General features: G+C 62.8%; 21 protein-coding genes and 1 tRNA gene. 8 read left to right on the top strand and 14 right to left on the bottom strand.

From position 1 onward, the window contains the following. The first annotated feature begins 3 nt into the window (after positions 1-3). From FJW05_RS26200 to FJW05_RS26210, 3 genes are all read left to right on the top strand, one after another. The gene (locus FJW05_RS26200; protein ID WP_140636872.1) at positions 4-1,134 is read left to right on the top strand and encodes a glycosyltransferase family 4 protein; all 1,131 of its coding nucleotides are present in this window, start codon (positions 4-6) and stop codon (positions 1,132-1,134) included. Positions 1,135-1,230: 96 nt separating this feature from the next. Further along, positions 1,231-2,766 (top strand): undecaprenyl-phosphate glucose phosphotransferase, encoded by a 1,536-nt coding sequence (locus tag FJW05_RS26205; RefSeq protein WP_140636874.1) that lies wholly within the window; start codon positions 1,231-1,233, stop codon positions 2,764-2,766. After that, the gene (locus tag FJW05_RS26210) at positions 2,763-4,085 is read left to right on the top strand and encodes an O-antigen ligase family protein (protein ID WP_246673637.1); all 1,323 of its coding nucleotides are present in this window, start codon (positions 2,763-2,765) and stop codon (positions 4,083-4,085) included. Before FJW05_RS26205 ends, FJW05_RS26210 begins: the two co-directional genes overlap by 4 nt. Here the strand turns inward: FJW05_RS26210 and FJW05_RS26215 are convergent. The 6 genes from FJW05_RS26215 to FJW05_RS26240 all read right to left on the bottom strand — a co-directional run bounded on the left by FJW05_RS26215 (position 4,077) and on the right by FJW05_RS26240 (position 11,193). After that, on the bottom strand, positions 4,077-5,843 hold the full coding sequence (locus tag FJW05_RS26215; RefSeq protein ID WP_210239112.1) for a tetratricopeptide repeat protein: 1,767 nt from the start codon (positions 5,841-5,843) through the stop codon (positions 4,077-4,079). The genes FJW05_RS26210 and FJW05_RS26215 overlap by 9 nt on opposite strands. A 248-nt stretch (positions 5,844-6,091) precedes the next feature. After that, on the bottom strand, positions 6,092-6,937 hold the full coding sequence (locus FJW05_RS27555) for a hypothetical protein (RefSeq protein WP_181165081.1): 846 nt from the start codon (positions 6,935-6,937) through the stop codon (positions 6,092-6,094). A 48-nt stretch (positions 6,938-6,985) separates the two neighbouring features. Further along, a complete protein-coding gene (locus FJW05_RS27855) occupies positions 6,986-7,180 on the bottom strand; it encodes a hypothetical protein (RefSeq protein WP_246673638.1) in 195 nt (64 codons plus the stop codon). Between the two features lie 22 nt (positions 7,181-7,202). Then, complete coding sequence (locus FJW05_RS26230; protein WP_181165082.1) at positions 7,203-8,438, bottom strand: hypothetical protein; 1,236 nt, start codon at positions 8,436-8,438, stop codon at positions 7,203-7,205. Between the two features lie 221 nt (positions 8,439-8,659). Continuing rightward, on the bottom strand, positions 8,660-9,988 hold the full coding sequence (locus FJW05_RS26235) for a TfuA-like protein (RefSeq protein ID WP_140636878.1): 1,329 nt from the start codon (positions 9,986-9,988) through the stop codon (positions 8,660-8,662). Continuing rightward, complete coding sequence (locus FJW05_RS26240; protein ID WP_181165083.1) at positions 9,985-11,193, bottom strand: YcaO-like family protein; 1,209 nt, start codon at positions 11,191-11,193, stop codon at positions 9,985-9,987. The genes FJW05_RS26235 and FJW05_RS26240 overlap by 4 nt, the downstream gene beginning before the upstream one ends. Before the next feature lie 142 nt (positions 11,194-11,335). Here FJW05_RS26240 and FJW05_RS26245 point away from each other — a divergent pair. Then, a tRNA-Pro gene (locus FJW05_RS26245) sits at positions 11,336-11,412 on the top strand. 136 nt (positions 11,413-11,548) lie between these two features. On the opposite strand, the gene FJW05_RS27560 is transcribed toward FJW05_RS26245, so the two are convergent. Further along, positions 11,549-11,713, bottom strand: a complete 165-nt coding sequence (locus FJW05_RS27560; RefSeq protein WP_181165085.1) for a hypothetical protein — start codon at positions 11,711-11,713, stop codon at positions 11,549-11,551. Positions 11,714-11,819: 106 nt separating this feature from the next. Here FJW05_RS27560 and FJW05_RS26250 point away from each other — a divergent pair, with 106 nt between their 5' ends. Continuing rightward, positions 11,820-12,887 carry an acyltransferase gene (locus FJW05_RS26250; RefSeq protein ID WP_140636882.1) on the top strand — a complete coding sequence of 356 codons (1,068 nt, stop codon included), beginning with the start codon at positions 11,820-11,822 and terminating at the stop codon, positions 12,885-12,887. Between the two features lies 1 nt (position 12,888). Here FJW05_RS26250 and FJW05_RS26255 read toward each other — a convergent pair whose 3' ends face one another. Further along, entirely contained in the window at positions 12,889-13,902 is a 1,014-nt protein-coding gene (locus FJW05_RS26255; protein WP_140636884.1) for a sugar-binding transcriptional regulator, read from the bottom strand. Positions 13,903-14,053: 151 nt separating this feature from the next. Between FJW05_RS26255 and FJW05_RS26260 the strand changes: the two genes are divergently transcribed. Continuing rightward, a complete protein-coding gene (locus FJW05_RS26260) occupies positions 14,054-14,836 on the top strand; it encodes a hypothetical protein (protein WP_140636886.1) in 783 nt (260 codons plus the stop codon). 17 nt (positions 14,837-14,853) lie between these two features. Here FJW05_RS26260 and ptsP read toward each other — a convergent pair whose 3' ends face one another. From ptsP to FJW05_RS26285, 5 genes are read right to left on the bottom strand one after another with little or no spacing between them, the layout of a single operon-like run. Next, the gene (gene ptsP / locus FJW05_RS26265; RefSeq protein ID WP_140636888.1) at positions 14,854-16,839 is read right to left on the bottom strand and encodes a phosphoenolpyruvate--protein phosphotransferase; all 1,986 of its coding nucleotides are present in this window, start codon (positions 16,837-16,839) and stop codon (positions 14,854-14,856) included. Between the two features lie 48 nt (positions 16,840-16,887). Next, positions 16,888-17,268 (bottom strand): PTS glucitol/sorbitol transporter subunit IIA, encoded by a 381-nt coding sequence (locus FJW05_RS26270; protein ID WP_095767656.1) that lies wholly within the window; start codon positions 17,266-17,268, stop codon positions 16,888-16,890. Between the two features lie 26 nt (positions 17,269-17,294). Next, positions 17,295-18,299: a PTS glucitol/sorbitol transporter subunit IIB gene (locus FJW05_RS26275; protein ID WP_140541311.1), complete on the bottom strand. Its 1,005-nt coding sequence runs from the start codon at positions 18,297-18,299 to the stop codon at positions 17,295-17,297. A 15-nt stretch (positions 18,300-18,314) separates the two neighbouring features. Then, positions 18,315-19,082 carry a PTS glucitol/sorbitol transporter subunit IIC gene (locus FJW05_RS26280; protein ID WP_140541310.1) on the bottom strand — a complete coding sequence of 256 codons (768 nt, stop codon included), beginning with the start codon at positions 19,080-19,082 and terminating at the stop codon, positions 18,315-18,317. A gap of 53 nt (positions 19,083-19,135) precedes the next feature. Further along, on the bottom strand, positions 19,136-19,573 hold the full coding sequence (locus FJW05_RS26285) for a transcriptional regulator GutM (RefSeq protein WP_095767894.1): 438 nt from the start codon (positions 19,571-19,573) through the stop codon (positions 19,136-19,138). 189 nt (positions 19,574-19,762) lie between these two features. Here FJW05_RS26285 and FJW05_RS26290 point away from each other — a divergent pair, with 189 nt between their 5' ends. Together FJW05_RS26290 and FJW05_RS26295 are read left to right on the top strand one after the other, a co-directional pair. After that, positions 19,763-20,404 carry a hypothetical protein gene (locus FJW05_RS26290; RefSeq protein ID WP_140541309.1) on the top strand — a complete coding sequence of 214 codons (642 nt, stop codon included), beginning with the start codon at positions 19,763-19,765 and terminating at the stop codon, positions 20,402-20,404. An 89-nt stretch (positions 20,405-20,493) separates the two neighbouring features. Next, positions 20,494-21,165: an HAD family phosphatase gene (locus tag FJW05_RS26295; RefSeq protein ID WP_140636890.1), complete on the top strand. Its 672-nt coding sequence runs from the start codon at positions 20,494-20,496 to the stop codon at positions 21,163-21,165. A 76-nt stretch (positions 21,166-21,241) separates the two neighbouring features. Here FJW05_RS26295 and FJW05_RS26300 read toward each other — a convergent pair whose 3' ends face one another. Continuing rightward, positions 21,242-22,402 carry a DUF930 domain-containing protein gene (locus tag FJW05_RS26300; RefSeq protein ID WP_140636892.1) on the bottom strand — a complete coding sequence of 387 codons (1,161 nt, stop codon included), beginning with the start codon at positions 22,400-22,402 and terminating at the stop codon, positions 21,242-21,244. Positions 22,403-22,613: the final 211 nt, after the last annotated feature.

A 22,613-nucleotide genomic window follows, 5' to 3' on the forward strand; every position in this document is an offset into this window, starting at 1 on the left:
GTCGTGGCGGTGAACCTCAGGATCGTGCACTGCTTTCGCTCACCTGTCGGAGGAATCTTCCGGCACGTGCGCGACCTGACTGAGGCGCAGGTCGCCGCCGGCCATGCGGTGGGAATCGTCTGCGACTCGACCACCGGCGGCGACTATGAGGAGCGCTTGTTCGAGGCGATGAAAGACAGCCTCGCGCTCGGCATCCATCGCACGCCGATGCAGCGTCATGTCGGGCCGGGCGACCTCGCCTCGGCCTGGCGTACCTATCGAATCATCCAGGAATTGCGGCCGGACGTGCTGCACGGGCACGGCGCCAAGGGTGGCGCCTATGCCCGGCTGTTCGGCTCACTGTTGCGGGTATCAAGGTTTCGCGTTGCCCGCCTCTATTCGCCGCATGGCGGCTCCCTCCACTATGACGAAACAACGGCGATGGGGAAGCTGTTCTTCGGCCTGGAGCGCTTCATGGCGCGCTTCACCGATTGCCTGCTGTTCGTTTCCGACTACGAGCGCAACACCTATCGCCGCAAGGTCGGCGAGCCGCCCATACCCAACACGCTTGTCTATAACGGCCTGCGCGCCGCCGAATTCGAAGCGGTGGCGACGGCGGCGAATGCCGCCGATTTTCTGTACATCGGCATGATGCGCGACCTGAAGGGCCCGGATATCTTCATCGATGCGCTGGCCCTGGCCGGCAACGAGCTCGGACGCCCCTTAAGTGCCGTGATGGTCGGCGACGGCGACGACTTGCCGCGCTACCACGCGCAGGTCGAGCGGCTCAGCCTCAAGAACCAGGTCCGCTTTCTGCCGCCGATGCCGGCAAGAGATGCTTTCGCGCTGGCCGAGATGATCGTCGTGCCGTCCCGCGCGGAGGCGATGCCCTATATCGTGCTCGAGGCTTTGGCCGCCGGCATGCCGATGATCGCGACCGCTGTCGGCGGCATTCCGGAAATCTTCGGCGAAGGCTCCGCTGCCCTGATCCGCCCCGACGCATCCCAGCTCGCCGCCAAAATGGGCTCGGCGCTCAGCGACTTCGGCGGTTATCGAAAACTGATGCCGCAAGCCGATGAGCTGAAGGCCCGATTCGGCGCGGACGTCATGGCCGCCGATATCGAGAAGGCCTATGTCGCGGCACTGAACAAATAGGCCGCGAGGCGCAACAACTCCAAAACCACCGGTTGTTTCAAGGCTTTCTTAGCTCTCTTTTGCTATGCAGTCGCGCGAAGCTCGCGGACAGTTCCCATGAATGAGATCGACCCCGCGCACCGCTTTTCCATGGATGCGGTGCGCAACTACGATGCTCCCGCCGACGGCGAAAAGCCTGGCGGCATTAACGATGTGGCGCGCCAGGTCGCCTCGCAGTACCGGCGCGATACGATGTCGCCGATCATGGTCAGCGGCGTGCTGCGCATGGTCGAGTTCGCGATGCTGTTCCTGTCTGGGCTCAGCGTCTATTTCTACTATGTCGGCTTCTTCAGCTATCTGGCCTGGCAGTATCCGCTGGCGATCGCGGCGACGTCGTTCCTGGCCGTGGTGCTGCTCGACGTGACCGATTGCTACCAAGTCGCGACGCTGATGCGCCCCCTCGCGAATTTCGGCCGGGTGCTGCTGGTCTGGGCCGGCAGCTTCGCGCTGATGGCGCTCACCGCCTTCGCCATCAAAGCGTCGGAAGACTATTCGCGCCTGTTGTTCGGCACCTGGTTCGTGGCCGGCTTCGCGCTGATCTTCGGCCTGAGACTGGTGATGTCCAGCCTCATCCGGCGCTGGGCGCGCGACGGCCGCATGGAGCGCCGCGCGCTCATCGTCGGCGGCGGCAAGGCGGCCGAGCAGCTGATCCGCTCGGTCGAGAAGCAGCCCTACAACGACATCCGCATCTGCGGCATCTTCGACGACCGCAACGACAAGCGCTCGCCGCCGATCGTCGCCGGCTACCCGAAGCTCGGCACCATCTCCGAGCTCATCGAATTCGCCCGCATCGCGCGCATCGACATGCTGATCGTGTCGCTGCCATTGACCGCCGAATCGCGCGTGCTGCAGCTTCTGAAGAAACTCTGGGTTTTGCCGGTCGATATCCGGCTCTCCGCGCATTCCAACGCGCTGCAGTTCCGGCCGCGCGCCTATTCCTATATCGGCTCGGTGCCGATGCTCGACATCTTCGACAAGCCGATCAACGACTGGGATTCGGTCGCCAAGCGCGCCTTCGATATCGTCTTTTCGCTCATCGGGATCATCGTCTTCTCGCCGGTGATGCTCGCCACCGCGATCGCCATCAAGCTCGACAGCAAGGGCCCCGTGCTGTTCAAGCAGAAGCGGCACGGCTTCAACAACGAGATCATCGAAGTCTACAAGTTCCGCTCGATGTTCACCGACCGGTCCGATCCGACCGCCAAGCAGACGGTGACCAAGAACGATCCGCGCGTCACGCGCGTCGGGCGCTTCATCCGCAAGACCTCGATCGACGAGCTGCCGCAGTTCTTCAACTCGCTGCTCGGCTCGCTTTCGCTGGTCGGGCCGCGCCCGCATGCCATCGCCGCGCAGTCGCACAACCTTCTCTACAACGAGGTGGTCGACGGCTACTTCGCCCGCCACAAGGTCAAGCCCGGCGTCACCGGCTGGGCGCAGATCAACGGCTGGCGCGGCGAGATGGACACCAACGAGAAGATCCGCATGCGCACCGAATATGACCTCTACTACATCGAGAACTGGTCGATGCTGTTCGACCTGCGCATCCTGTTCCTGACGCCGATCCGCCTGCTCAACACGGAAAACGCCTATTGAGCGCCATCGCCCATGAGTTGCCGCCGCAGGCTGGCAACCAGTTGCCACCCTCGGCGGTCAACGCCAAGCTGATCTCGCTGATCGCATCGGCTGCGATCGGCGCCGGCATCCTGCTTTCCGGCTTCGTCATCAGCGAGCCGGCGCCCTATGAAATCTACATGGCCGGGCTGATCGCGGTCTGGGCGCTGTTCGGGCTTCGGATCTCGCGCGCGATCGTGCCCCTGCTGGTGCTTCTGGTGGCAATGAACATCGGCGGCATGATCGCGATGACGCAGATGGCGGACCTCGCCAACACGCCGCTCTATCTCGCCGTCTCGCTGTTTCTCGCCTTCAGCGCGGTGTTCTTCGCCTCGGTGACTTCGGTCCAGCCGAGCCTCTACCGATTGATCTTCATCGCCTATGTCGTGTCGGCCGTGGCGACGTCGCTGCTCGGCATCGCCGGTTACTTTCATGCGTTTCCGGGCGCGGAAATGTTCACCAAATACGATCGCGCCGCCGGTGCCTTCCAGGATCCGAACGTGTTCGGGCCGTTCCTGGTGCTGCCCGGCACCTATCTGCTCTATCTGCTCTTGACCGGCCCGGTGTCGCGGATGCCGCTTCTGGCGGTGCCGCTGCTCATCATCACCGCCGGCATCTTCTTCTCGTTCTCGCGCGGCGCCTGGGGCATGTTCGCCGTGTCGGCGGTGCTGCTCACCGCGTGCCTCTTCCTGCAGAGCGCCAGCGGCAAGTTCCGGCTACGCGTGGTGGTGATGACGATCGCTGCCGCGGCGCTGCTGGTCATCGCCCTCATCGTCATCCTGCAGTTGCCCGGCGTGTCGGACATGTTCACGCAGCGCGCGCAGCTCGAGCAGAGCTACGATTCGGCGCGACTCGGCCGCTTCGCCCGCTATTCGATCGGCTTCCAGCTGGCGATGGAGCACCCGTTCGGCATCGGCCCGCTGGTCTTCGGCACGATTTATGGCGAGGACACGCACGACATCTGGCTGAAGGCGCTGATGGATTATGGCTGGCTAGGCTTCGTCTCGTTCCTGACGCTGACGTTATGGACGATCGGCGCCGGCTTCCGCATCCTTCTGCGCGACCGGCCGTGGCAGCCGTATCTGCTTTGCGCCTATGTCGCCTATCTCGGCAATATCGGGTTGGGCACCTTCATCGACATCGACCACTGGCGTCATCTCTACCTGCTGCTCGGCCTGGTCTGGGGCGCGATCGCGCTGGAGTACCGGCACCAGCGGGAATTGCGGCTGGCGCAAGCACTGGTTCCGGCAGTGGCCGCGCCGCCTGTCTCGGGCAAGAGCCGTGCGGCAGTGTTACCTTAATCCGGCTTTTAGCAGGCCATCGACAAGCAGCTCAGTGTCCTCTGGATATTTGTGCGGGGGCACTTTACGCCACTGCTCGGTGGTAAAATTCGGGTGCACCTGCAACAACGCATGAGCATGTCTTTCCGCTTCCCGGGTATTGCCGAGATGGGCATGGCTCGCTGCCATAAGCCGATGGCCCTCGGAGCCGTCCCGCATCTTTTGCAACGTCTCTATGGTCTTTTCATATTCGCCCAGTTGGAAATAGGCATCGCCCAGATACCAAAGATAAGCATCGGGATAGTAGGGGTTCAGCCGCATCGCCCGCTCGAGTAGTTGCACCGAGCGCTCCGCCTGGCGAACGTAGACAAGGCAGTCGCCCATTTCGGCCAGCAGATCGGCGTCGTTGGGATTGAGCTGCAAAGCGCGTTCATAGGCGGCGATCGCCGGATCGTGTTCCTTTTTGTAGAGATGGGCCAAACCCATCTCTGAATAGCCGCGCGCATCGAGATCGTCATGCAGGACGGCCAGATTTGCCAGGTTCAATGCCTCGTTCAGCGCTCCTTCCGGATCCTTGGTCCAGGCATAACGCCATTCGACGTTGAACGTCCGCGACAAGGCCGCATAGCTGCGGGCATAGCGAGGGTCGAGATTGCGTGCCTGCTCATAAAGCCGCCGGGCATGTGAATTGCTCTCGGGACGGAAGCGAAAGCTGAGATCCTGCCCGCGCAAGATCATGCCGTAGGCATGAATATTGGGATGGTTTTGCGATATCAACCGTCGCTTCTCGGCCATGTCGATATGCACGGCCAGCCGCGACGCAGTCGTCGCAGTCACGTCGTCCTGGAAGGCAAAGATATCCTCGATGCCGCCGTCGTAGCGTTCCGACCAGATCGTATTCTCGGTCTGCGCCTCAATCAGGTCCATGGCAATCCGAAGACGGTTGCCCGCACGACGCAAGCTTCCCGACAGGAGATAGCGAACGCCGAGCTGATTGGCGATCTCGCGCAGCGATTGCGTCCGCGCGGCAACGGCCAGTGTCGAGTGCCGCGCGATCACCATGAGGTTGCGGAACCGGCACAGATTGGAAATCAGGTCGGCTACGACACCTTGGCACAAGTGAAGGTCCGCCGGATCGCCCGAAACGTTCTCGAGCGGCAGGACTGCCAGCGAACTCTCCGGGGCGAAACGCTCGGGCGCAGGCGCGAAGGGCAGAGCCGAGACGCTGGGCTCGGCATGCGACAATTCGAAATCGACTGCGAAGACCTCTACCTCGTCAGCAATGTTTTTCAGCTTTTGCCTGCCCAGCGAGCGGAACGAGCACTCGCTATCACTGCGAACAATCTGGCGAACGGATTCAGCGATGCAGATGCCGCGCGGCGGCGCCAGCGATTGTATCCGCGCAGCCAAATTAATGCCGTGGCCATAGATCTCACCGTCGCTGGCGATCGTATCTCCAACGGTGATGCCGATTCGATATGCGACGGGTTCCTGGGCGCCCGACCATACCGCCTCGTTGGACATTTCCCGCTGCATCTCGATCGCGAAACGCAAAGCCAAAGCTGCACCAGGAAACAGCGCCACCAAGCCGTCGCCGGCGGTGTCGACAACTGAACCGCCATAGTCGCCGACAAGGCCGCGTATGAAGCTGAGCGATCGGGTCAGGCGAACAACCGTTCCGGCCTCATCCTGGTCCATGAGTCTGCTGTAGCCGTGCACGTCCGCGTAGACGATCGCGGACAGCTTTCGATTAAGCATCTCGTAGCGGCTAGTGACCATTGCTCTTCCCGCCGGTGTTCCCAACAACCACCGGGCAGTGCAGCATAGCACGCGGAAATCGCCAACAGCATCCTGGAAAGAAAGACGTGCTCAAAGGAATATTGCTGAGATTTAAAGGAATTAGCTTCTTCTAATGCAACGCCCGCGCGATCTGGGAGCGGCAAGGCTCCGCATGGTCCATCGGTAGCCGCGGCCAATCCTCGGCACGGTGAAGCACGCGCCCCGTTAGGGGGCGCGTCGCATGCAGGTCAATCGCTATTACCGCCGCCGCGGGCGCTCATGCCGCGCGCGCTCATTCCCCTTGCGCTCATGCCACGCGCGCTCATCCCCCTCGCACTCATCCCGCGCGCGCTCATGCCGGCACTGTCCATGCCGCCCGGCCCGCCGCCGCCCATTATCGCTGCAAGCAGCACATCCTCGAACATGCCTGTCTCGACATCCATGCGCACCGTGTAGTCGGCCTTGTCGTAGGACCAGACGCGCAAGCCATCGGCGAAGTCGAAGTCGGCTGCCGCGAGGCCCGTCAGTCCGGTCGGACTGGGTGAACGGGCGGCACTGAACGTGCCTAGATCCTCCGCGACAAGCTCCCCATCACCGTGCACAAGGAATATTATGGGCCTTGGGAGGTCGTAGTAGCTTCCCTCAAAACTGAAGCCATATATCCTTGCAAACCTGCCGTTTTGCAGTTGATCCTCAAGCAGTCTGTTCTTGCCGCTTCGGTTTGCCGCGCCCGGGCGGCGCCCGATGAATTCGAATCCGCCCTCGAGCTTCATGAAATAGCCGACGAAGCTATTCCCGCCGGTCACCTGGATTATCGCACCGGGAGGCGTGTCATCCTTGGTCCACCGACCGTCCGCGCCGCCGACCGTGTACACGCCAATCTGGTCCAGAACCTTTTGTTTCCAAACAACGATCTTGCTCTTATCCGCCAGACGCACACCATTCACGACCTTGTTGCCAGTCAATGCCGGTATGTTCTTGGCAGTCGCGACCTGCGCGACGATAGGATTTAGAAGTGGGTTCACCACCTGCAGATCGATTACAAAATGGCCGAATAGATTAATACCCGACACGCTAAGAAGGCTCTCCACCATAGCCGCAACCCTCCGGTTCCTGGATCACATGTCTAACATCAAACAGCATTATTTCTTGGCATCGCGCGGCCTTCTGGCTTCTGTTTTATTCTCAGCCGCTTCCACCTCATGCGTCACAACATAAGCGCGATCACTTTCACGCCATAATACGCTTACGACCTTACCTGGTTTTTTGGAGATGTTGTCTACATGGGCTTGCAACAATTCAATGTCGTCCATGATTTCGGTCACGACGTAAGGCATTGGACATTCCTCCTCATCTGACTCAAAGAACGCCGGCCCTGCTTCTGGCCAGTCTGTCTCGCGTTCCCATCTGTCTCGCAACGCGCAGATGCCGTGCACAACAAGCGCCATGACGAGCCGGCACGAATACCCTCGGCAAACCGAAGTGGCTTTTGGGCCCGAACGGCTTGATCTTGGGGCCGGCGCTCACAAAACCGATCGCGCGGCGGTTTAGGTTGACGTCGATGATTGTACGCCAGCGTCCGCCCGTCACCAGCTTGTCGACGGCGCGCAACGTGTTCCCCACCTTGGCATAGCTGAGATCGTCCGGCGAAAGCCGCCGCCAGGTTTCGGCGAGAAGCATGCCAAGCTCGTCGCGCGAGGCGACGAGTGCCTCGCGAAACGCCAAAGGCGACGCGGCATAGGCTTCGTCGAACATCGGCTGGATGACGCGGAAATAATCGAGGCTGTCCTCCAGCCTGTCGGACAGGTCTTCCTGGCTTTGGGTGATGAGGCCGCGCGCCACGAGCTCCTCATGGAAGAGGTCGACGAAGATGTCGAACATCGCGCCGGTCAGCGGCTGGGCAAGCGCATGCTCGTCGCTCCAGCCCTGGACGAAATCCAGCATCGACAGCGGGTTGGCCGCGAGCCTGATCTGGGTATTGGAGGATAGCTCGGCGATGCGGTTGACGAGATTGTGGGTGTAGAGATTGCCGTGACTGGTTTCCAGCAGCTCATCTATGACGGACTCGAAATGCAGGCCGGCGACAAGGGCGGCGAGGTCGGCCGAGGATTCGTGGAAGCCGTAATATTCCGCGCTGGCCGTCCCGGGGTCGGGCACGCCGATGGTGGAATAGATGACGCAGTGGCCGACCTCATGGGCGACAACGTCGAAATTGAGGGTGAACGGCTCGATCTCGCCATCCGTCGTCTCGTGGATGCCAACCTCCAGAAAGCCGTAACCCATGAATGCGTTTTCGTGCAGATTGCGCTGTATCACCAGTTCCAGGCGGTCGAGGTCGCGCTGGAAATGCCAGGCGATGGGATGGCCGAAATATTTCTCCCACACGTCCAGCGTGAAACGCACCGAGCCGAACAGATGCGCAGCCTCGAATGTCGGATCGCCCGAACCGATGTGATCGAAATGCCCATCGAGATCGGGAAACGCCGGGGGAAAGACGCCGCCGCGCCAAGGTGGCATCAAGTAGAGTGGGTCGCCGCGGACATTTTCCGCAAGACCGTAGGCAAACGCCTTGCCAATGGGGTCGACGACATACATGCGCCCGTCGCCCGGGCCAGGGCCGACCGATCCCGCAGGCGAAGACACGAGCACGATTTCAGGACGACGAAAAGCCTTGAGGAACGGCGCTTGGGCGAAAAGCCGGAAGCGCGTCCCATTCCTGAATGCAGAGCCTTCCTCTCCAGATGTCACGCTTGCCCCCTCGGATGGACAAAGACATGCACGTCAAACTGGCTGCAATATCGTCGGCGAATGCGGTTTCAAGTTAGCCCGTTTTCGTCAGTCAGGCCAGAGTCATCGGGCGAGCGGCGGACCATGAAAGCGTATGCATGAGCCAGCAGGTCATAGAACCTGTCGACGCCGGGCAATCCGATGGAGAGGGCATAGTCGGCAATGTCGCGAGGGACGGGGCGGCCGAGTTGGGTTGCAAAAAACCATGCGGCAAGCAGGGCACGCGGCATTGGCGCGGATATTGATGGCGGGTGACGCTCCCTGGCGAGCGCACTGTCTCGATAACCAGGGTAAAGGTCGAGTTCGCGCAGCCGGTCGAGCATACCTTGACGCAACTCTGCATCGCGCTCTCGCGCGAGCGTCTCGACAACCGTATCATCCTTGATCATACGATCAAGGCCAGCGAGATCCGTACCATTGTCGTGCGCCCAGCCGATGACGTCCGCGTGCCGCATAAGCCCGCGTCGCGAGCGAAAATCGCCCATGGCACGCTTTACCGCCTGGCGATCCGGCGCTGCATGCTCGCCACGGGCCAGCAGACGAAGCAGTGCCTCGCGGCGCAATTGCGCATAGTCGCCGCGCAGCCGAAGCTCGTCGAGAACGGCATCCTGTTCAGCCGTGGCCTCGCCGCCTGACTTGCCGGTTGCGTTTCGCCAGGACGCATTGTGCCAGTTCTCCGTCCACTCGAAATGAAAATCGGGAGGCCCCTGCACGGCGCCGCGGCGGACAAACGCGTCCATCTCCTTCAGCAGTTCCAGCCCGTCTTGGCGCTTCCTGTCGACCTTGCCCGTTCGCAGCCAGGCCGCCAGCTCCTGCTCCGTGCGCGAATCGCCGACGTCGGCCAGCACGTCGGGCCAGGTTCTTTCCCGGTAGAAGCGCGCCTTTGACGAGGCTGCAAGGCGCGCCCCTGTCGGTCTGTCGATGATCCCTTCTGCAACCGCCCGCTCGAGCGTCGCGCGGATATTGACCATCGGTTCGCTCAGATGGATGTAGCCGGTCTCCGGCGGACCATGAATGAGCGCGACCTCGTCGTCGTCGGTGAGATCGCCGTCGCGATAGGCTTCGAAAATACGCCCGACGCCGCGCATGCCGAACGAATGCAGCTCCGCGGCTCGGAGCGCGCCCATGCTGGACGCACCGAACACGGCGATCCCTTGTGTCAAGGACCAAAGTATCTCCTTGTGCAAGACAGCCGGCTGACCGTCGAAATAACCGTCGATGACGCCGATTGCCCTGGGGCCGTCGCGCGTGGCAGCATAAAGGTCGCCCTGGCGCACGGGTGGGCGAAATTCGAATCCGTCGTGGGATGCAATGTCCTGCACCCGCAGACTTGGGCCGCAAAAGACGATCGGATTCACTGTCTGTCATCCAACGTTCGGCGGGCTCGCTCGCCCGGCACGTAGGCGTCGTGATCGTCAGGGCCTTCGAGGCCAGGTATCACGACGCGAACCACAGGCAGGCCGATATCCTCCTTGGACAGATCGACGGTGATGATCTCGCTTACGCCTGCCGCCTGCAACCTTTCGACCAGCCAGGCTACATTGCGTGCAATCCCGTGTGCAGCCCTCCCTTCGGCAGGGCCAAGTCGCCTCGTGCCGGAACGTTCGGTCAGCAATCTCTCTGCCTGCCGGCGACGTTTGTCCCGATAGTCTTCGCCATATTCCTCGGCGGTCAGATCGTCTCGGGCCGCCGATACGTAGGTCGTTCGCACCTGAGCCGCCTCGATGAGCGCCTTCAAGAAGGCGGTCTCCGGCACCGGGTGCGCTGCCGCGCCTATCCCGTAATGGCTGTTTTGGTCCCGGCGATCCGCGATCAGGCAGAAAAAGGCAGGCACGCCAACATCAGAGGTTGTTTCCCACGCCGCGACGTCGAAGTCTGCATTCTCGAGCTTTTTCAACACTTCACGACTCGGGCCGTCCGGCGCGCTGCCGAGATCGACACTGGTGCGCCGGCGCCGAGCAGACGACAGTTGGTTCCACAGAGCAGTCGCGTCGCGTTCGACGATCTCGCAAATTCCATGATGAATCGCCTCGTCGACCGTATTCCCAGAGGCGAGCCCGTTGCTGCTGCAGTCAAAGAAGCCGCTTCCAGGCGGCGGCGGGACGGTGAAGTTGGCTCGCACCGATTCGAACGGCAACCAGCGCGACTCGCCGGAGATCATCTCCCGGCCTTCAATCCATAGCGTCACGATATCCCTCGTGAATGCCCTGCGGGTGACGCGAGGCAGCCTTCCAATCTCGGCGAACCGATGTGATTGCGAGAGTTCAGCCATACTGCCGAGCTTCAGGGGGCGCTCGATGTGCTCCGCGTGGTAAAGTTCCGCCGCTTCCAAAAGGCCCGAAGCCATGGCTGATTCCAGGTCGATGCCCTTGCCTTGCGAAACAGCCAGGGACCGGGCGTTGGGGCGACATACCATCACCACCGGTATGCCAATGCGATCGAGCCCGGTGACATTGGCGACCCTGGTGATGCCCATCCGCGCCCAGTGCGGGCGAATCCGAGCAATCGCGCTACGGGCACCCTCCGCGTGATAAGGAGTTCCTGGCACCGTGCCATTCGCCAACGACACTATCTCCTGATCCCCGGGTAGATCGCGAGACATTAGCGATTTCTGCCGGCGCACAACAGAGCAGGCCGGGCTATTCAGCCGGGCACCGAATTCGGTTGACCCGCACTGCCTTATCACGATACATCGCCACCCGGTCCGGAGTGTAGCGCAGCCCGGTAGCGCACTTGACTGGGGGTCAAGGGGTCGTCGGTTCGAATCCGGCCACTCCGACCATTTGAAAGAGAACTTCCCCCCAAGTTCTTAGGTTGAGCCGAAGGCTTCCGCTCTTTGGGCAACCGTTTGGTCCAAAAACAGCTTCTCGTTGATTTTAGAGTAGTTCCGCGACTTATCGGCAGAAGCTTGGGGGCTGTCACGCGAGCGGAAGATCTATCTGGCCAGGAGGCCGAAGATCGTTGTCCGTCCGCCAGTAGAGCATGCGGCGCGCTTCTTCGTCGGCGATCAGAATCGTCGACGCAGTCAGGTGCATGGCGCCGAGCAGCGCCTCGGTTTTCCCCATGGCGCCGAGCGCTGACACCGGCGTGGAGCGTTAATGGGTTTGTTAATGCGGCTCGGCGTATAGGATTCCAAGCAATATCGACAGTTCTGGGCACCGCTTCGCGCTGACAGCCACGGCACTCTGTATGAAACCGAAGCCTTCTTCAGCCGGATCGAACCTGGCGCAGCTGACCAGCTTGCGATTTTTCGCCGCTCTCTATGTGCTTGCCTATCATTCGGCAAACATCGACGGAGCGCCACACCTCTTCGCTAGTTTCGTGCAGAATGGCTACCTCGGCGTCTCGTTCTTCTTCCTGCTTTCCGGGTTCATCCTCGCCCATTCCTACGTCGACAAGATGTCCGATTGGGACGACGTCCGACGGTTTGCCGTAGCGAGATTTGCCAGAATTTATCCGGTTTATATCCTTGCTCTTGTCGTGGCTTTGCCGCTGTCAAGCCTGCCTTTCGATCTCCCGCTTGCGTCGCTTGCGACACTTGGCCTTATTCAAGCCTGGGGCGCACCGACGTCAATGCTCGGATTCTTCTGGAATTCTCCGGGTTGGACACTTTCGATCGAGTTCTTTTTCTATCTCATGTTCCCGTTGCTGCTTCCCGCGCTTTCGAGGCTTACAACTGGAGCCCTGTGGATCAGCCTGGCAATCGCAGTGCTGATTTTCATGGTTATGTGTCTGCCGAGTCTCGGACCGACCGGCTACCTTGCGTTCGACTGGATGAAGCTGGTGCCTCTCCCGCTGCTGAGGCTGCCCGAATTCATGACCGGCATCGTCTGCGCTCTGCTGTTTAGGGCAGGCGCGTTCGATCGCTTCCGCAGCGACCTGGCCGCCTTGATGGCCATGGCGTTTACGCTAACCACGGTTGTCTCGACATACACGGTGACAGGAGGGTTCGCGGTGATCGGCTTTGTTGCGTTGATTGCGACCTGCGCCGTGAATGACGGCAAGACCCGACGCGCACTGTCGTACAAGCCGCTCGTGCTGCTGGGCAATGCAAGCTATGCCCTCTACATCCTGCAAATTCCGGTCCGGAAGTGGGTTCCGATAATATTTACTGGAGAATGGGATTGGGTCGGGAGCCTTTTGTATCAGCCTTTGCTGATCATCGTCTCGCTCGTCGTCTTCATTCTGGTGGAGGAACCTGCCCGCAAGCACCTGCGCTCCTCAATTCCGCAGCGAGCGAGCCCTTCCGTCGCATGATTCAAACGCCATGCGCCGAGAGCATGCGCCGCGCGCTTTCCTCGTCGGTGATCAGGATGGTCGGCGCGATCAGGTTCATGGCGCCGAGCAGCGCCTCGGTCTTTTCCGCGCCGCCGGAGGTGAGAATGCGGATCGGCGCCTTGCGCAGGCGGTCGACATCCACCGACATCACATGGCTGTTGACGGGATGGTCGACCAGATCGCCGTTGCGGTCATAGAAATGAAACAGGAGATCGCCGACGGCGCCGCGCGCAAGCAAGGCCTCGCGGTCGGCTTCCTTGAGGAAGCCGCCGCGCGAGAAGGTGGTGGCCGAAGCGATGCCGCCGACGCTGAGCAGCACGGCGTCGAGCGCATCGGCCATCTCGAAAATCTCCTGCAGGCCGCAGCGTTCGACCAGCGCGATTTTTGTCTCGACGCTGTCGACGACCGCAGGCGTCGGCATCAGATAGCCGTCGCCCTGGAAGATCTGGGCGAAGCGCCAGGCGAACTCGGCCGGGTTGACCCGGCGCGCGACGCCGACGCCGCCGAGCAGCGAGATCACGCTGAAATCGGTGAGCGATTTGGCGCTGATGAAGGGCAAGGTGTTGAACAGCGTGACGCCCCAGCCGACGCCGACCCGCATGCCGGATTTCATCGCATCGGACAGGAACATGCCGGTCTTGGCGGCGATCGCCGGGATCGGATCGGCGTTGGGGTCGGTGAGCGGCGCCACCAGCGCCTGCTGCAGCCCGAAAGTCCTTTCCAGCGCGCGCTCCAGCCGCACGATCTCCAAAAGCTCGCTCTCGATGGAGATCTTCACCTCGTTGCGTGCCCTCGCCTCCGCCAGCATGCGCACGATGGTGACGCGGCCGACGCCGAGCACGTCGGCGATCTCGTTTTGCGTCATCTGCTCGACGAAATACATCCAGGCGGCGCGGATCCTGAGGCGGTCGGTCCGGCTTTCGCTGACGACCTGCTCGGATGCCTCGGCCGCCGCCCTGCCGTTTTCTGGTTCGCCCTGCCGTCGCCTGCCCAATTTCCCCTCCAACCCCGGCGGTGACACCGCCCCGCCGATTCTGCATGCTGGTTAAATATCGTCTATTGATCTACCAAGCGAGACGAACAATCTAGAGAGGGCGACTGGCGCCCAAGCCGTGACCGGCTTCAGCATTTCGAGGCAATTGGCAATGCTGCGACAAATTTCCGAGGATGTCCGCGCCAACCTGAAGGACCGGCTTCGGGAGCTGCGCGATGCCATCCGCCAGAACCGCCACGACAGCGCCGGCGACCCCTCGCACGATATCGCCGGCAATTTGCCTCCCTTCCCTGGCCGCAGCCTGCTTGGCCACGCCGCGAGCGCCGTCGACGAGGCGCTGACGATCGCGGAATCCTTCGTGCCGCATTCCCGGCCGCTCAAGGTCGACGGCACGACCGTCAAAAGCCTGCGGGCCTATTTCCCGCATGGCGATGAAGACCGGCAGATCGGCGGCGAGCGTCAGTTCAGGCGCGACATGTACTATCTGACCCGCGCGGTCCTTGCCGGCTACGGCATCGATAATCCGCGCGTCCACGAAGCGAGCTTTTCCGCCGTGCATGTCGCGATGCGCAAGCGCTACGCGGATCTCCTGGCTGGCGCGACGGCGGACGCGGCATCGACGGACCAGGTCGCGGCGGCCTGCGCGGCTCTGCTCGTCGAATGCCTCAACCACCGTCCTGTCCAGCCTGGCGAGATCGGCACAGGGCCGGCGATAGCCGGCGACCGGTCTCTCGACATCAGGTGCCTTGCGCCCGTGGCGCTTGCCTGCGGACTGGCGACCAAGGCGGACGGGACGCCCGAGCCCGACATTCTCGAGATCGCGGTGCTGGCGGCCGAGGTGCGGGAGGACCGCGTCCGGCGGGCCTGTGCCCAGCCCAATGCCGTCCAGGAACTGACACCGGTTCTCGCCACCCTGCTCGCGCATCTAGCGTAACCGCCGCGAATTATCCGCTACCGTTCGGCCGCCATGGCCGCGATCGTCTTCTTGGCGCGCTGGATCGAGGCCGGGCTCATGCTGAGCTCGGTCAAGCCCATCCCGATGAAGGTGGGGATCAGGTCCGGACGGCCGGCGGCCTCGCCGCACATTCCCACCATGATGCCGGCGGCGACACCGGCCTTGGCCGTCAGCTCGATCGCCGACATCACCGCCGGATTGGTGACGTCGTTGAGCTTGGCGACCGTCGGATTGAGACGGTCGGCGGCCATGACATACTGGGTCAAGTCGTTGGTGCCGATCGAGAAGAAAGCCACTTCCCTTGCCAGGGCCGGCGCGATCAGTACGGCGGCCGGCGTCTCGATCATCACGCCGAGATCGAAATCGGCATGCGGCATTCCTTCGGCCTTGAGTTCGTCGGCGCATTCCTCCACCAGCGCACGCGTGCGCGTGACCTCGGTAATCTCCGAGACCATCGGCAGCATGACCTTGATGTTGCCGTGGACGGCGGCCCTCAGCAGCGCCCGCAGCTGCTTCTTGAAGATGTCGGGGCGGTCCAGGCACATGCGGATGCCGCGCCAGCCGAGGAAGGGATTTTCCTCGTCGGGGAATTCGATGCCGGCGATCGGCTTGTCGCCGCCGATGTCGAGCGTGCGCACGATGACCGAATGCGGCGCGAACGCCTTGGCCAGCGCGCTGTAGGTTTCGGCCTGCATGTCCTCCGACGGCAGATGCATGTGGCGCATGAAGAGCAGCTCGGTGCGGAACAGCCCGACGCCCATGGCGCCGGCGTCCTGCGCCGCCTCGATCTCCTCCAGCGATCCGATATTGGCCGCGACCTCGATCACCGTGCCGTCGGCGCGGGTAGGCGTCATGCCCTTGAACGCTGTCAGCCCGGCGCGCTCCTGCGCGGCAGCCTCGATGCGCCGGGTGAAGTCAGCCCGCGCAGCCTCGTCCGGATCGACGACCACATGCCCTGCATTGCCGTCGATCGCCACCTCTTTGGCGGAGCGCAACTCGTTGACCTTGTCGCCGAGACCGAGCACCGCCGGGATGCCGTGCGAGCGGGCGATGATGGCAATGTGCGAGGTGGCGCCGCCATGGCCGCAGACCACGCCGCCAATGCGCTTCAGCGGCGCGCGCGCCAGATCCCAGGCGCCGATGTCGTCGGCAATCAGGATCGCGCCCTGCGGGATGGTTTCCAGGCTGACTTCGTCCTGGCCGAGCAGCGCCAGGCAGATCTGCCGGCCGACGGCATGGACGTCGTCGGCCCGGGCGTTGAGATAGTGGTCGTCGACCGCGCTGAAATCGGCGGCGATGGTGGCGGCCGCGCCGATGACGGCGGACACAGCGTCATCGCCTTCCTTGATCAGCTTCTCGGCCTCGCCGGTCAGGCTGTCGTCGGCGGCGATGTCGCGCAACGCGGCGACGATGCCGCGGTCGCCGGCGTTGAGGTTGTTCTCGGCAAGCGTGCGGTCCATGCGGGACTGGACGCTGGCGACGGCGCCGCGGAAACGCTCGAGCTCGCCTTCGATCTCATCGGCCTGCAGGCGCCTGCCCGGTCCCGCGATCTCCGGCGGGAAATGGGCGAAGGCCGGCCCGATCGCCACGCCCTCGCTTGCGGCGACGCCTTGAAGTTTCGGGGTTCCATCCACCGCCGCGGCAGCAGGCAGCGCGGCCTCACGAGCGGGCGCTGCGGCTGCGGTTTGCGAGCCCTCATCACCCGCCTCGTTTTCGTCGTCGAGACCGGCGCGCGGGTTCTCCAGATAGCCGATCAGCGCCTCGATCGCCTCGATCGCGTCGGCGCCGTTGGCGCGCACGGTGACTTCCTGGTTCTCCTTGACCGCCAGGAGCATCAGCTTGACCGAGCTCTTGGCGCTCACCACCTTGCCGTTCTTGACCAGCTCTACGTCGGATTCGAAACCCTTCGCGAGCTTCACGAACCGCGTGGCGGGACGGGCGTGCAAACCTTCGTGCACTCTGACGATGGTCGAGCGTTCCATTGCAATTACTCTAGGTTTAGGCGCCGTCGACAGACAGCGCGGATATTATCAGGCGGCGATGGTGATGACAGCGCCCGGTGTCAGGGCGGCCACGAGCGCTCCGGTGTCGACCTCGGACGCGCAAACTTCGCCGGGCCTTTCGGCCTCGGATGCTCCGTTGAAGGAGATCACGACATGGCCCATCTCGCGCACCTTGCTCCACGCCGTGGAGCCAACCGCCGTTATCGTCGCCGAAACCGGTCCGAGCGTGATCGACGCGCCCTTTTGCGGCGCGTCGTCACTGGGCCCCTGCTCTGCCAAGTGCAGCACCGAGACTTCGGCGAGTTCAGGAGGCGAGCCATCCGCGAACAGGATGACCACGCCGCCCTCGGCGAGGTCCGCCACTTCAGGCCCGATAGCTGTGACCCGTGTCTTGAGAAGAACCGACATATGGCGAACCTCGTTGTTACGCGTTTTTAGAACACGATCAGGGAGACGACCCATGCGATCAGCACGGAGACCGGGCCCATGATCTGGCGGCTGATGAGCACCGCCGGCACGCCGATCTCGATCGTCTTCGGCTTGGCCTCACCGAGCGCCAGACCGACGGGAACGAAGTCGCAGCCCACTTGGGTGTTGTAGGCAAACAACGCCGGCAGCGCCATTGCGGGCGAGATGGTGCCGTTGGCGATCTGCGGGCCGATGATGGCGACGCCGATGACCTGGGCGATGACCGCGCCTGGGCCAAGGATGGGCGACAGGAACGGCAGGCCGCAGATGGCCGAGATGACCAGCAGGCCGACGATGTTGTTGGCCAAGGGTCCCATCGGCTGTGCCAGCACGTCGCCGATGCCGGTGTAGAGGATCAGGCCAATCAGCATGGTCACGAAGGCCATGAAGGGCAGCACGTTGCGGATAACCTGATCGATGGTGCGGCGGCCGGAGTTGAAGAAGATGCCGACGACACGGCCCATGACACGGCCGATCGAGCTGATCAGGCCGATAAGCCCGCCCTCGTTCGGCAGCGGCTCGGCCGCCCTGGCAGTGGTGTTGTTGCTTGTACTCATTGATGCTGCTCCCCCCGCAGTGGTGACCGCTTCGGATCCGTCCGCCATCGTGACGTTGGCCGGCTTCACGCCCGAAACGTAGATGTCTTCCGTGATGAACTGGGCGAGCGGACCCGCCTGGCCGACCGGTGTCAGATTGACGGTCGGGATACGCTTGCGCGGATAGACGCCGCAGCGCGCGGTGCCGCCGCAGTCGACGACGACGACCGCCATCTCGCTTTCGATCGGCGGCGCCTTGAAGCCGTCGACCGCTTCGGCGCCGGTCATATCGGCGATAAGCTGCGCCACCGGATGAATGCCGCCACCGGTTACCGACACGACCTTGCTGCGCTGCTCGGTCGGTTCGATGACCAGCGGGCCGCCCCAACCGGTGGAGCCCCTCGAGATCTTTACTGCCTTGTATGTCTTGGCCATGGTGTCCTCCCGCCCTTAGAGCTCGACGCCCTGGCGGCGTGCCATGATGGCCGTGATGCGCTCGGTCAGCATGCCCTTCAGCAGGATGACGACGAGGCCGACGAGGGCGTACCAGATGGCCACCTTGACGTGATAGCCGTTGGCGATGACGCCCCGCTTCTCGAGATCGAGCAGCGCGACCAGCATGCCGCCCCAGACGAAATATTCGCCGGGGTTGATATGCGGGAAGAGGCCGAGCGGCGGATGCACATAGGACACCGCCGCGTCGTAGAAGGCAGGCTTGTGCTTTTCTTCCAGGAAGGAGCCGAAGGTGTAGGCCATCGGGTTGGTGAGGAAGAACACCGACAGGACCGGCAGCACGGTGTAGCGGGTCAGCGCGATACGGCCGGCGCCGCGCGCCAGGCCGTGGACGCGCTCTTCGCCGACCAGTTCGGTGACGGCGTAGAAGGCGGTCATCAGCACGACCAGGGTCGGGATGATGCCGGTGACGAAGCCGGCGAACACTTCGCCGCCCTTCTGGAAGATGCCGATGAAATATTTGCCGATCGCGGTCAGCCAGCCGAGCTGCTCTTCCTGCTGCACATTCTTCAGCTGTTCCTTGAGCTGATCGGCGGTGACCGGCGCATTGTCGGTCGTCGCCTGCGCCAGGACCACGAGATGATCGGTGGCATGCTCGACGCCGAGCTTGCCGTGCCAGGCAGCATCGGAGACCATGGTGCCTGCGACATGCAGGTTGTGCACCGCCAGGTCGGCATGCTGCGCCAATAACGAAATTACAGACATTTCTCCTCCTTATGACCCCCGCCGGTCATTCCCAGCCGGCTGCCGGCGTCGCTTTAAGCCCTTGCTACATTCAAACCGGACAGGCCCGGCTTCTTCCCCGGCTCCGACCGCGCGCGGTCGATCTGCTCGATCGCCCGTTTCACGGCCTCGGCCACACCGGGTTCCCCCTCCCCCATGATCGCAGGGTTGGACCGGAGTCGATCGAGGGGGATACCCTCGAATTCTTCATGTCGCTTGAACTTGGTGAGCACCGAACGACCGCTCATGACCATCATGCGGCGCACGATGAGATCGGGCGTCACGACGACGAGCGCGATGGTACCCTTGGCGAGCCGGCCGCGGAAATTGCCGGCGCCGACGAAGCCGTCCTTGAACTCTCCGGTGACGCCTTTGAAGACGTCCGCATAATGCCGCATCTGCAGCCAGACGCCGAGCGATTGCAGCGCCCAGACGACAAACAGCAGAAGCAGCGCCCACTGCCAGATCGCCATTTCGGTTTCCTCCCGATTCTCTTCCTCCGGCACATATTGGACGGAGGCGAGATGACCCGAAAGTGAGAACATTTGTTTCCTAGAATGTCAACATGTATTATATTAGCCGCCGTAACGCTCCACAGGCGGCTGACCGATTTCGGCAACGGCAGCGCCTGTGCTAGCCTGTCGCCAAACGGGATATGAGACATGGATCTGCCTTTCAGGCACGAACTGGCGCTTATGCCGGACCTTCGTCACCGGCTGCGGCAGCTGCGCTGGTTCCGCGCCACCTTCCGCAGCAGCGCGAAGGTGGTGTCGGAAACCTTTGGCGTTCGTTTCGAGATCGACGAGGCCAAGCTGACGCGCGCCTTTCTCGACTGGATCGACGTCATGGAAGCGCAGAAGCGATTCGCAGCCGTCGACCGCGCGGACTTCATCGTGTTCGCCGCCGGGCTGGTGCTGCGCGAGCTGATCCGGCAGGCGCCGGCGCGAGAGGTCTCCGGTCTTACCGAAATGATCGAGACGGAAGCCAATGCCGGCACGGCGGAAATCGTGCGCTTCTGGCCGGAAGGTTTTCTCTATACCAACTACTGCGTGTCGGCGATCCTGGCCGTGCACGAGCAGGAATTCGGCACGGCGCCCAGCATCGACAAATGCGCCGACGACCTGCGCACCTGGTGGTCCTACCGCGAGAACGCGACGGAAATGCCCGCCTATGCCGTGGCCTTCCTCGACCGCTTCCTCGGCGCCGAGCCCAACTGGATCACCCCCGACCGCGCGCAGTCGCGCCAGGCCATGCAGCGCGCGCTTGGATCCACGCCGGTCAGCGAGGCGCTGCGCCAGCTTTGATGCGCAGGAGATGCATCCGCATCACTATTGAACATCTGACTTTTTATCGATAGCGATGTGCGTATTGGCACAGAGGCCGGGAGAAGCGCGTGGCGCAACCTAGACTGATTTTCGACTGCGACGGCGTTCTCGTCGACAGCGAACCGCTGGCCGCCAAGGCCTATGAGCGCGTCTATGAGAAGCATGGCATGCCAGGCGTCCATGGCGGCATCATCGCGCAATGCATCGGCATGAAGCAGGCCGACATCATTGTCAAAATCAAGGAACTGACCGGCCATCAGTTCCCGCCCACCGCCGACGGCGACATCTGGGCCGAGACCAAGCTGCTCTTTTCGGAGGAGCTGAAGCCGACATCGGGGATCCTGCCGTTCCTGAGCGCGCTTGCCGGCGACCGCTGTGTCGCCTCGTCATCTTCGGTCGAACGCATCAACCACAGCCTGTCGGTGACCGGACTGTCGCGCTTCTTCGGCGAGGCGATCTTTTCCTCCTCGATGGTCAAGAACGGCAAGCCGGCGCCCGACATCTTCCTCTACGCCGCCGAGAAAATGGGCGCGAACCCCGCCGACTGCATCGTGGTCGAGGATTCGCCTTTTGGCGTCCAGGGCGCGGTTGCGGCCGGCATGATCGCGATCGGCTATACCGGCGGCGGGCATACCTATCCCGAGCACGGCGCCCGGCTGAAGGCCGCAGGCGCGGATTTCGTCTGCGCCGACTGGCACGACGTCAGCCGGCAATTGGCCGCGCTTGGTGTGCCGGCCTGAGCTTGTTGGAGCATGATCTTCTCCGGAAACCGGTTCCCACCTTTTGCATTCGCTGACCTTCGGTTGGGATCATGCTCTAGCGGAGACTGGGGAAGCGACGCCGGGTCCACTCCCCAGGCGGGACCAATCCCCCCACGCGGAAGTTGAAGGACAGGACCCTCGTTGCATCGGCGTCGACCTCGCAGCGGAAGCTGAGATCATACCATTGGGTTGTCGTGCTGAAGGCAGCCTGCGGAGGGTTAAGAACATTGCCTTGTTTCAAGGGAATGGTCGGCAGCCATTTGGGCGAGTAATCGGCACTCTGCAGCTCCTGGTTCAGAACGTTGGCGCACAGGTTGGCTACGCGCTGATCGCGCGGCACATTCTCCATCGAGCTTGTGGCCAACGCGTTGCCGGTCGCACCCGGCGAGTAAAGCTTTCTGACGCCCGGCAGGCCGGAATAGATCGGCGATCCCGCAACCTCGCTGTCGGCGGGGCTTGACCTTCCCGGGTTCCCGCTCGGCGCTCTCAGAGCTCTTGCGGATTTGAACTTCATCGCCTTGGAAGGCTTGGGCTTTGCTTGTTCGGCCGGCGCAGGCTTGTCGCCGGCCTCGGCCGTCAACGGCTTTGGCGTTTCGGCAGCTTGCTTTTCGGCGGTTTGCGGCTCCTGCTTGTCCTGCTGCTGTTTGTCAGTGTCCTCAGTTGCCTGCTTCTCCTCGCTTTGCGCGGGTTTTTCGTCCGGCGCAGTGGTTACCGGCTTCTCTTGAGCCTTGTTGGTGTCCGCCTGCTGCTCGGGCGTTGCAGGCGGAGCCGGCTCGTTGGGCGCGGGCCGCGACGAGACGGGCGGCTTCGCGGGTTCATCCTTGGCCGGCGACGGAGCATTGGCCGGCGCGCTGCCGCCGTTGAGAGATTTCTCCGGGCCGGTATCCTTCTCGCCATACTGAAAAACGCGCTTCAGAACCGGGATGTCCTGGGGTTTCGGCGGCTGCGGCGGCGGTGGCTTTTGCACGGCCTGCTCGGGCGGCTTTTCGGCCTTCTTTTCGGGCGTCGGCTCCGGCGGCTTCGGAGCGGGCTTCGGCTTGGGCTGCTCGGGCGGCGGCACGATCGCGACGTTGACCGGCTGTTCCTGCTGGTCCGGCTGTTGCTCGGGTCTCGGCAAGCCGAAGAACAAGAATGCTGCGATCAGGGCATGCAGGAATAGCGATGCGGCCAAGGCCCACCGCCAATTCCGAAACCATTCCCGCATCTTGCCGTTCATCGCGCCCCGATGTGGAACGAAATGACGGCGGCTTCAAGCGCCGGCAGGGATTTGCGCTAGCTGCCGGCCTGACAAGTCGGTGATCGGAGGGCCTGTGGCGTAAGCAAGCCGGATCAGGGGCCGGCAGGGATTGGCTTACACCAGCATGCCCATCGGGTTTTCGATCAGGCGCTTGAAGGCGCCGAGCAGTTCCGCGCCGAGCGCGCCGTCG

Source organism: Mesorhizobium sp. B2-9-1 (assembly GCF_006439455.1).
In the GTDB taxonomy this organism is placed as follows: domain Bacteria; phylum Pseudomonadota; class Alphaproteobacteria; order Rhizobiales; family Rhizobiaceae; genus Mesorhizobium.

Bases quoted from the DNA above. Each gene is read 5' to 3' on its own strand.
- FJW05_RS26280 (WP_140541310.1), bottom strand. From the start codon at position 19,082: ATGTCTGTAATTTCGTTATTGGCGCAGCATGCCGACCTGGCGGTGCAC.
- FJW05_RS27555 (WP_181165081.1), bottom strand. From the start codon at position 6,937: ATGGTGGAGAGCCTTCTTAGCGTGTCGGGTATTAATCTATTCGGCCAT.
- FJW05_RS26250 (WP_140636882.1), top strand. From the start codon at position 11,820: ATGAAACCGAAGCCTTCTTCAGCCGGATCGAACCTGGCGCAGCTGACC.
- FJW05_RS26205 (WP_140636874.1), top strand. From the start codon at position 1,231: ATGAATGAGATCGACCCCGCGCACCGCTTTTCCATGGATGCGGTGCGC.
- FJW05_RS26230 (WP_181165082.1), bottom strand. From the start codon at position 8,438: ATGTATGTCGTCGACCCCATTGGCAAGGCGTTTGCCTACGGTCTTGCG.
- FJW05_RS26285 (WP_095767894.1), bottom strand. From the start codon at position 19,573: ATGGCGATCTGGCAGTGGGCGCTGCTTCTGCTGTTTGTCGTCTGGGCG.
- FJW05_RS26260 (WP_140636886.1), top strand. From the start codon at position 14,054: ATGCTGCGACAAATTTCCGAGGATGTCCGCGCCAACCTGAAGGACCGG.
- ptsP (WP_140636888.1), bottom strand. From the start codon at position 16,839: ATGGAACGCTCGACCATCGTCAGAGTGCACGAAGGTTTGCACGCCCGT.
- FJW05_RS26300 (WP_140636892.1), bottom strand. From the start codon at position 22,402: ATGAACGGCAAGATGCGGGAATGGTTTCGGAATTGGCGGTGGGCCTTG.
- FJW05_RS26275 (WP_140541311.1), bottom strand. From the start codon at position 18,299: ATGGCCAAGACATACAAGGCAGTAAAGATCTCGAGGGGCTCCACCGGT.
- FJW05_RS27855 (WP_246673638.1), bottom strand. From the start codon at position 7,180: ATGCCTTACGTCGTGACCGAAATCATGGACGACATTGAATTGTTGCAA.
- FJW05_RS26270 (WP_095767656.1), bottom strand. From the start codon at position 17,268: ATGTCGGTTCTTCTCAAGACACGGGTCACAGCTATCGGGCCTGAAGTG.
- FJW05_RS26215 (WP_210239112.1), bottom strand. From the start codon at position 5,843: ATGGTCACTAGCCGCTACGAGATGCTTAATCGAAAGCTGTCCGCGATC.
- FJW05_RS26290 (WP_140541309.1), top strand. From the start codon at position 19,763: ATGGATCTGCCTTTCAGGCACGAACTGGCGCTTATGCCGGACCTTCGT.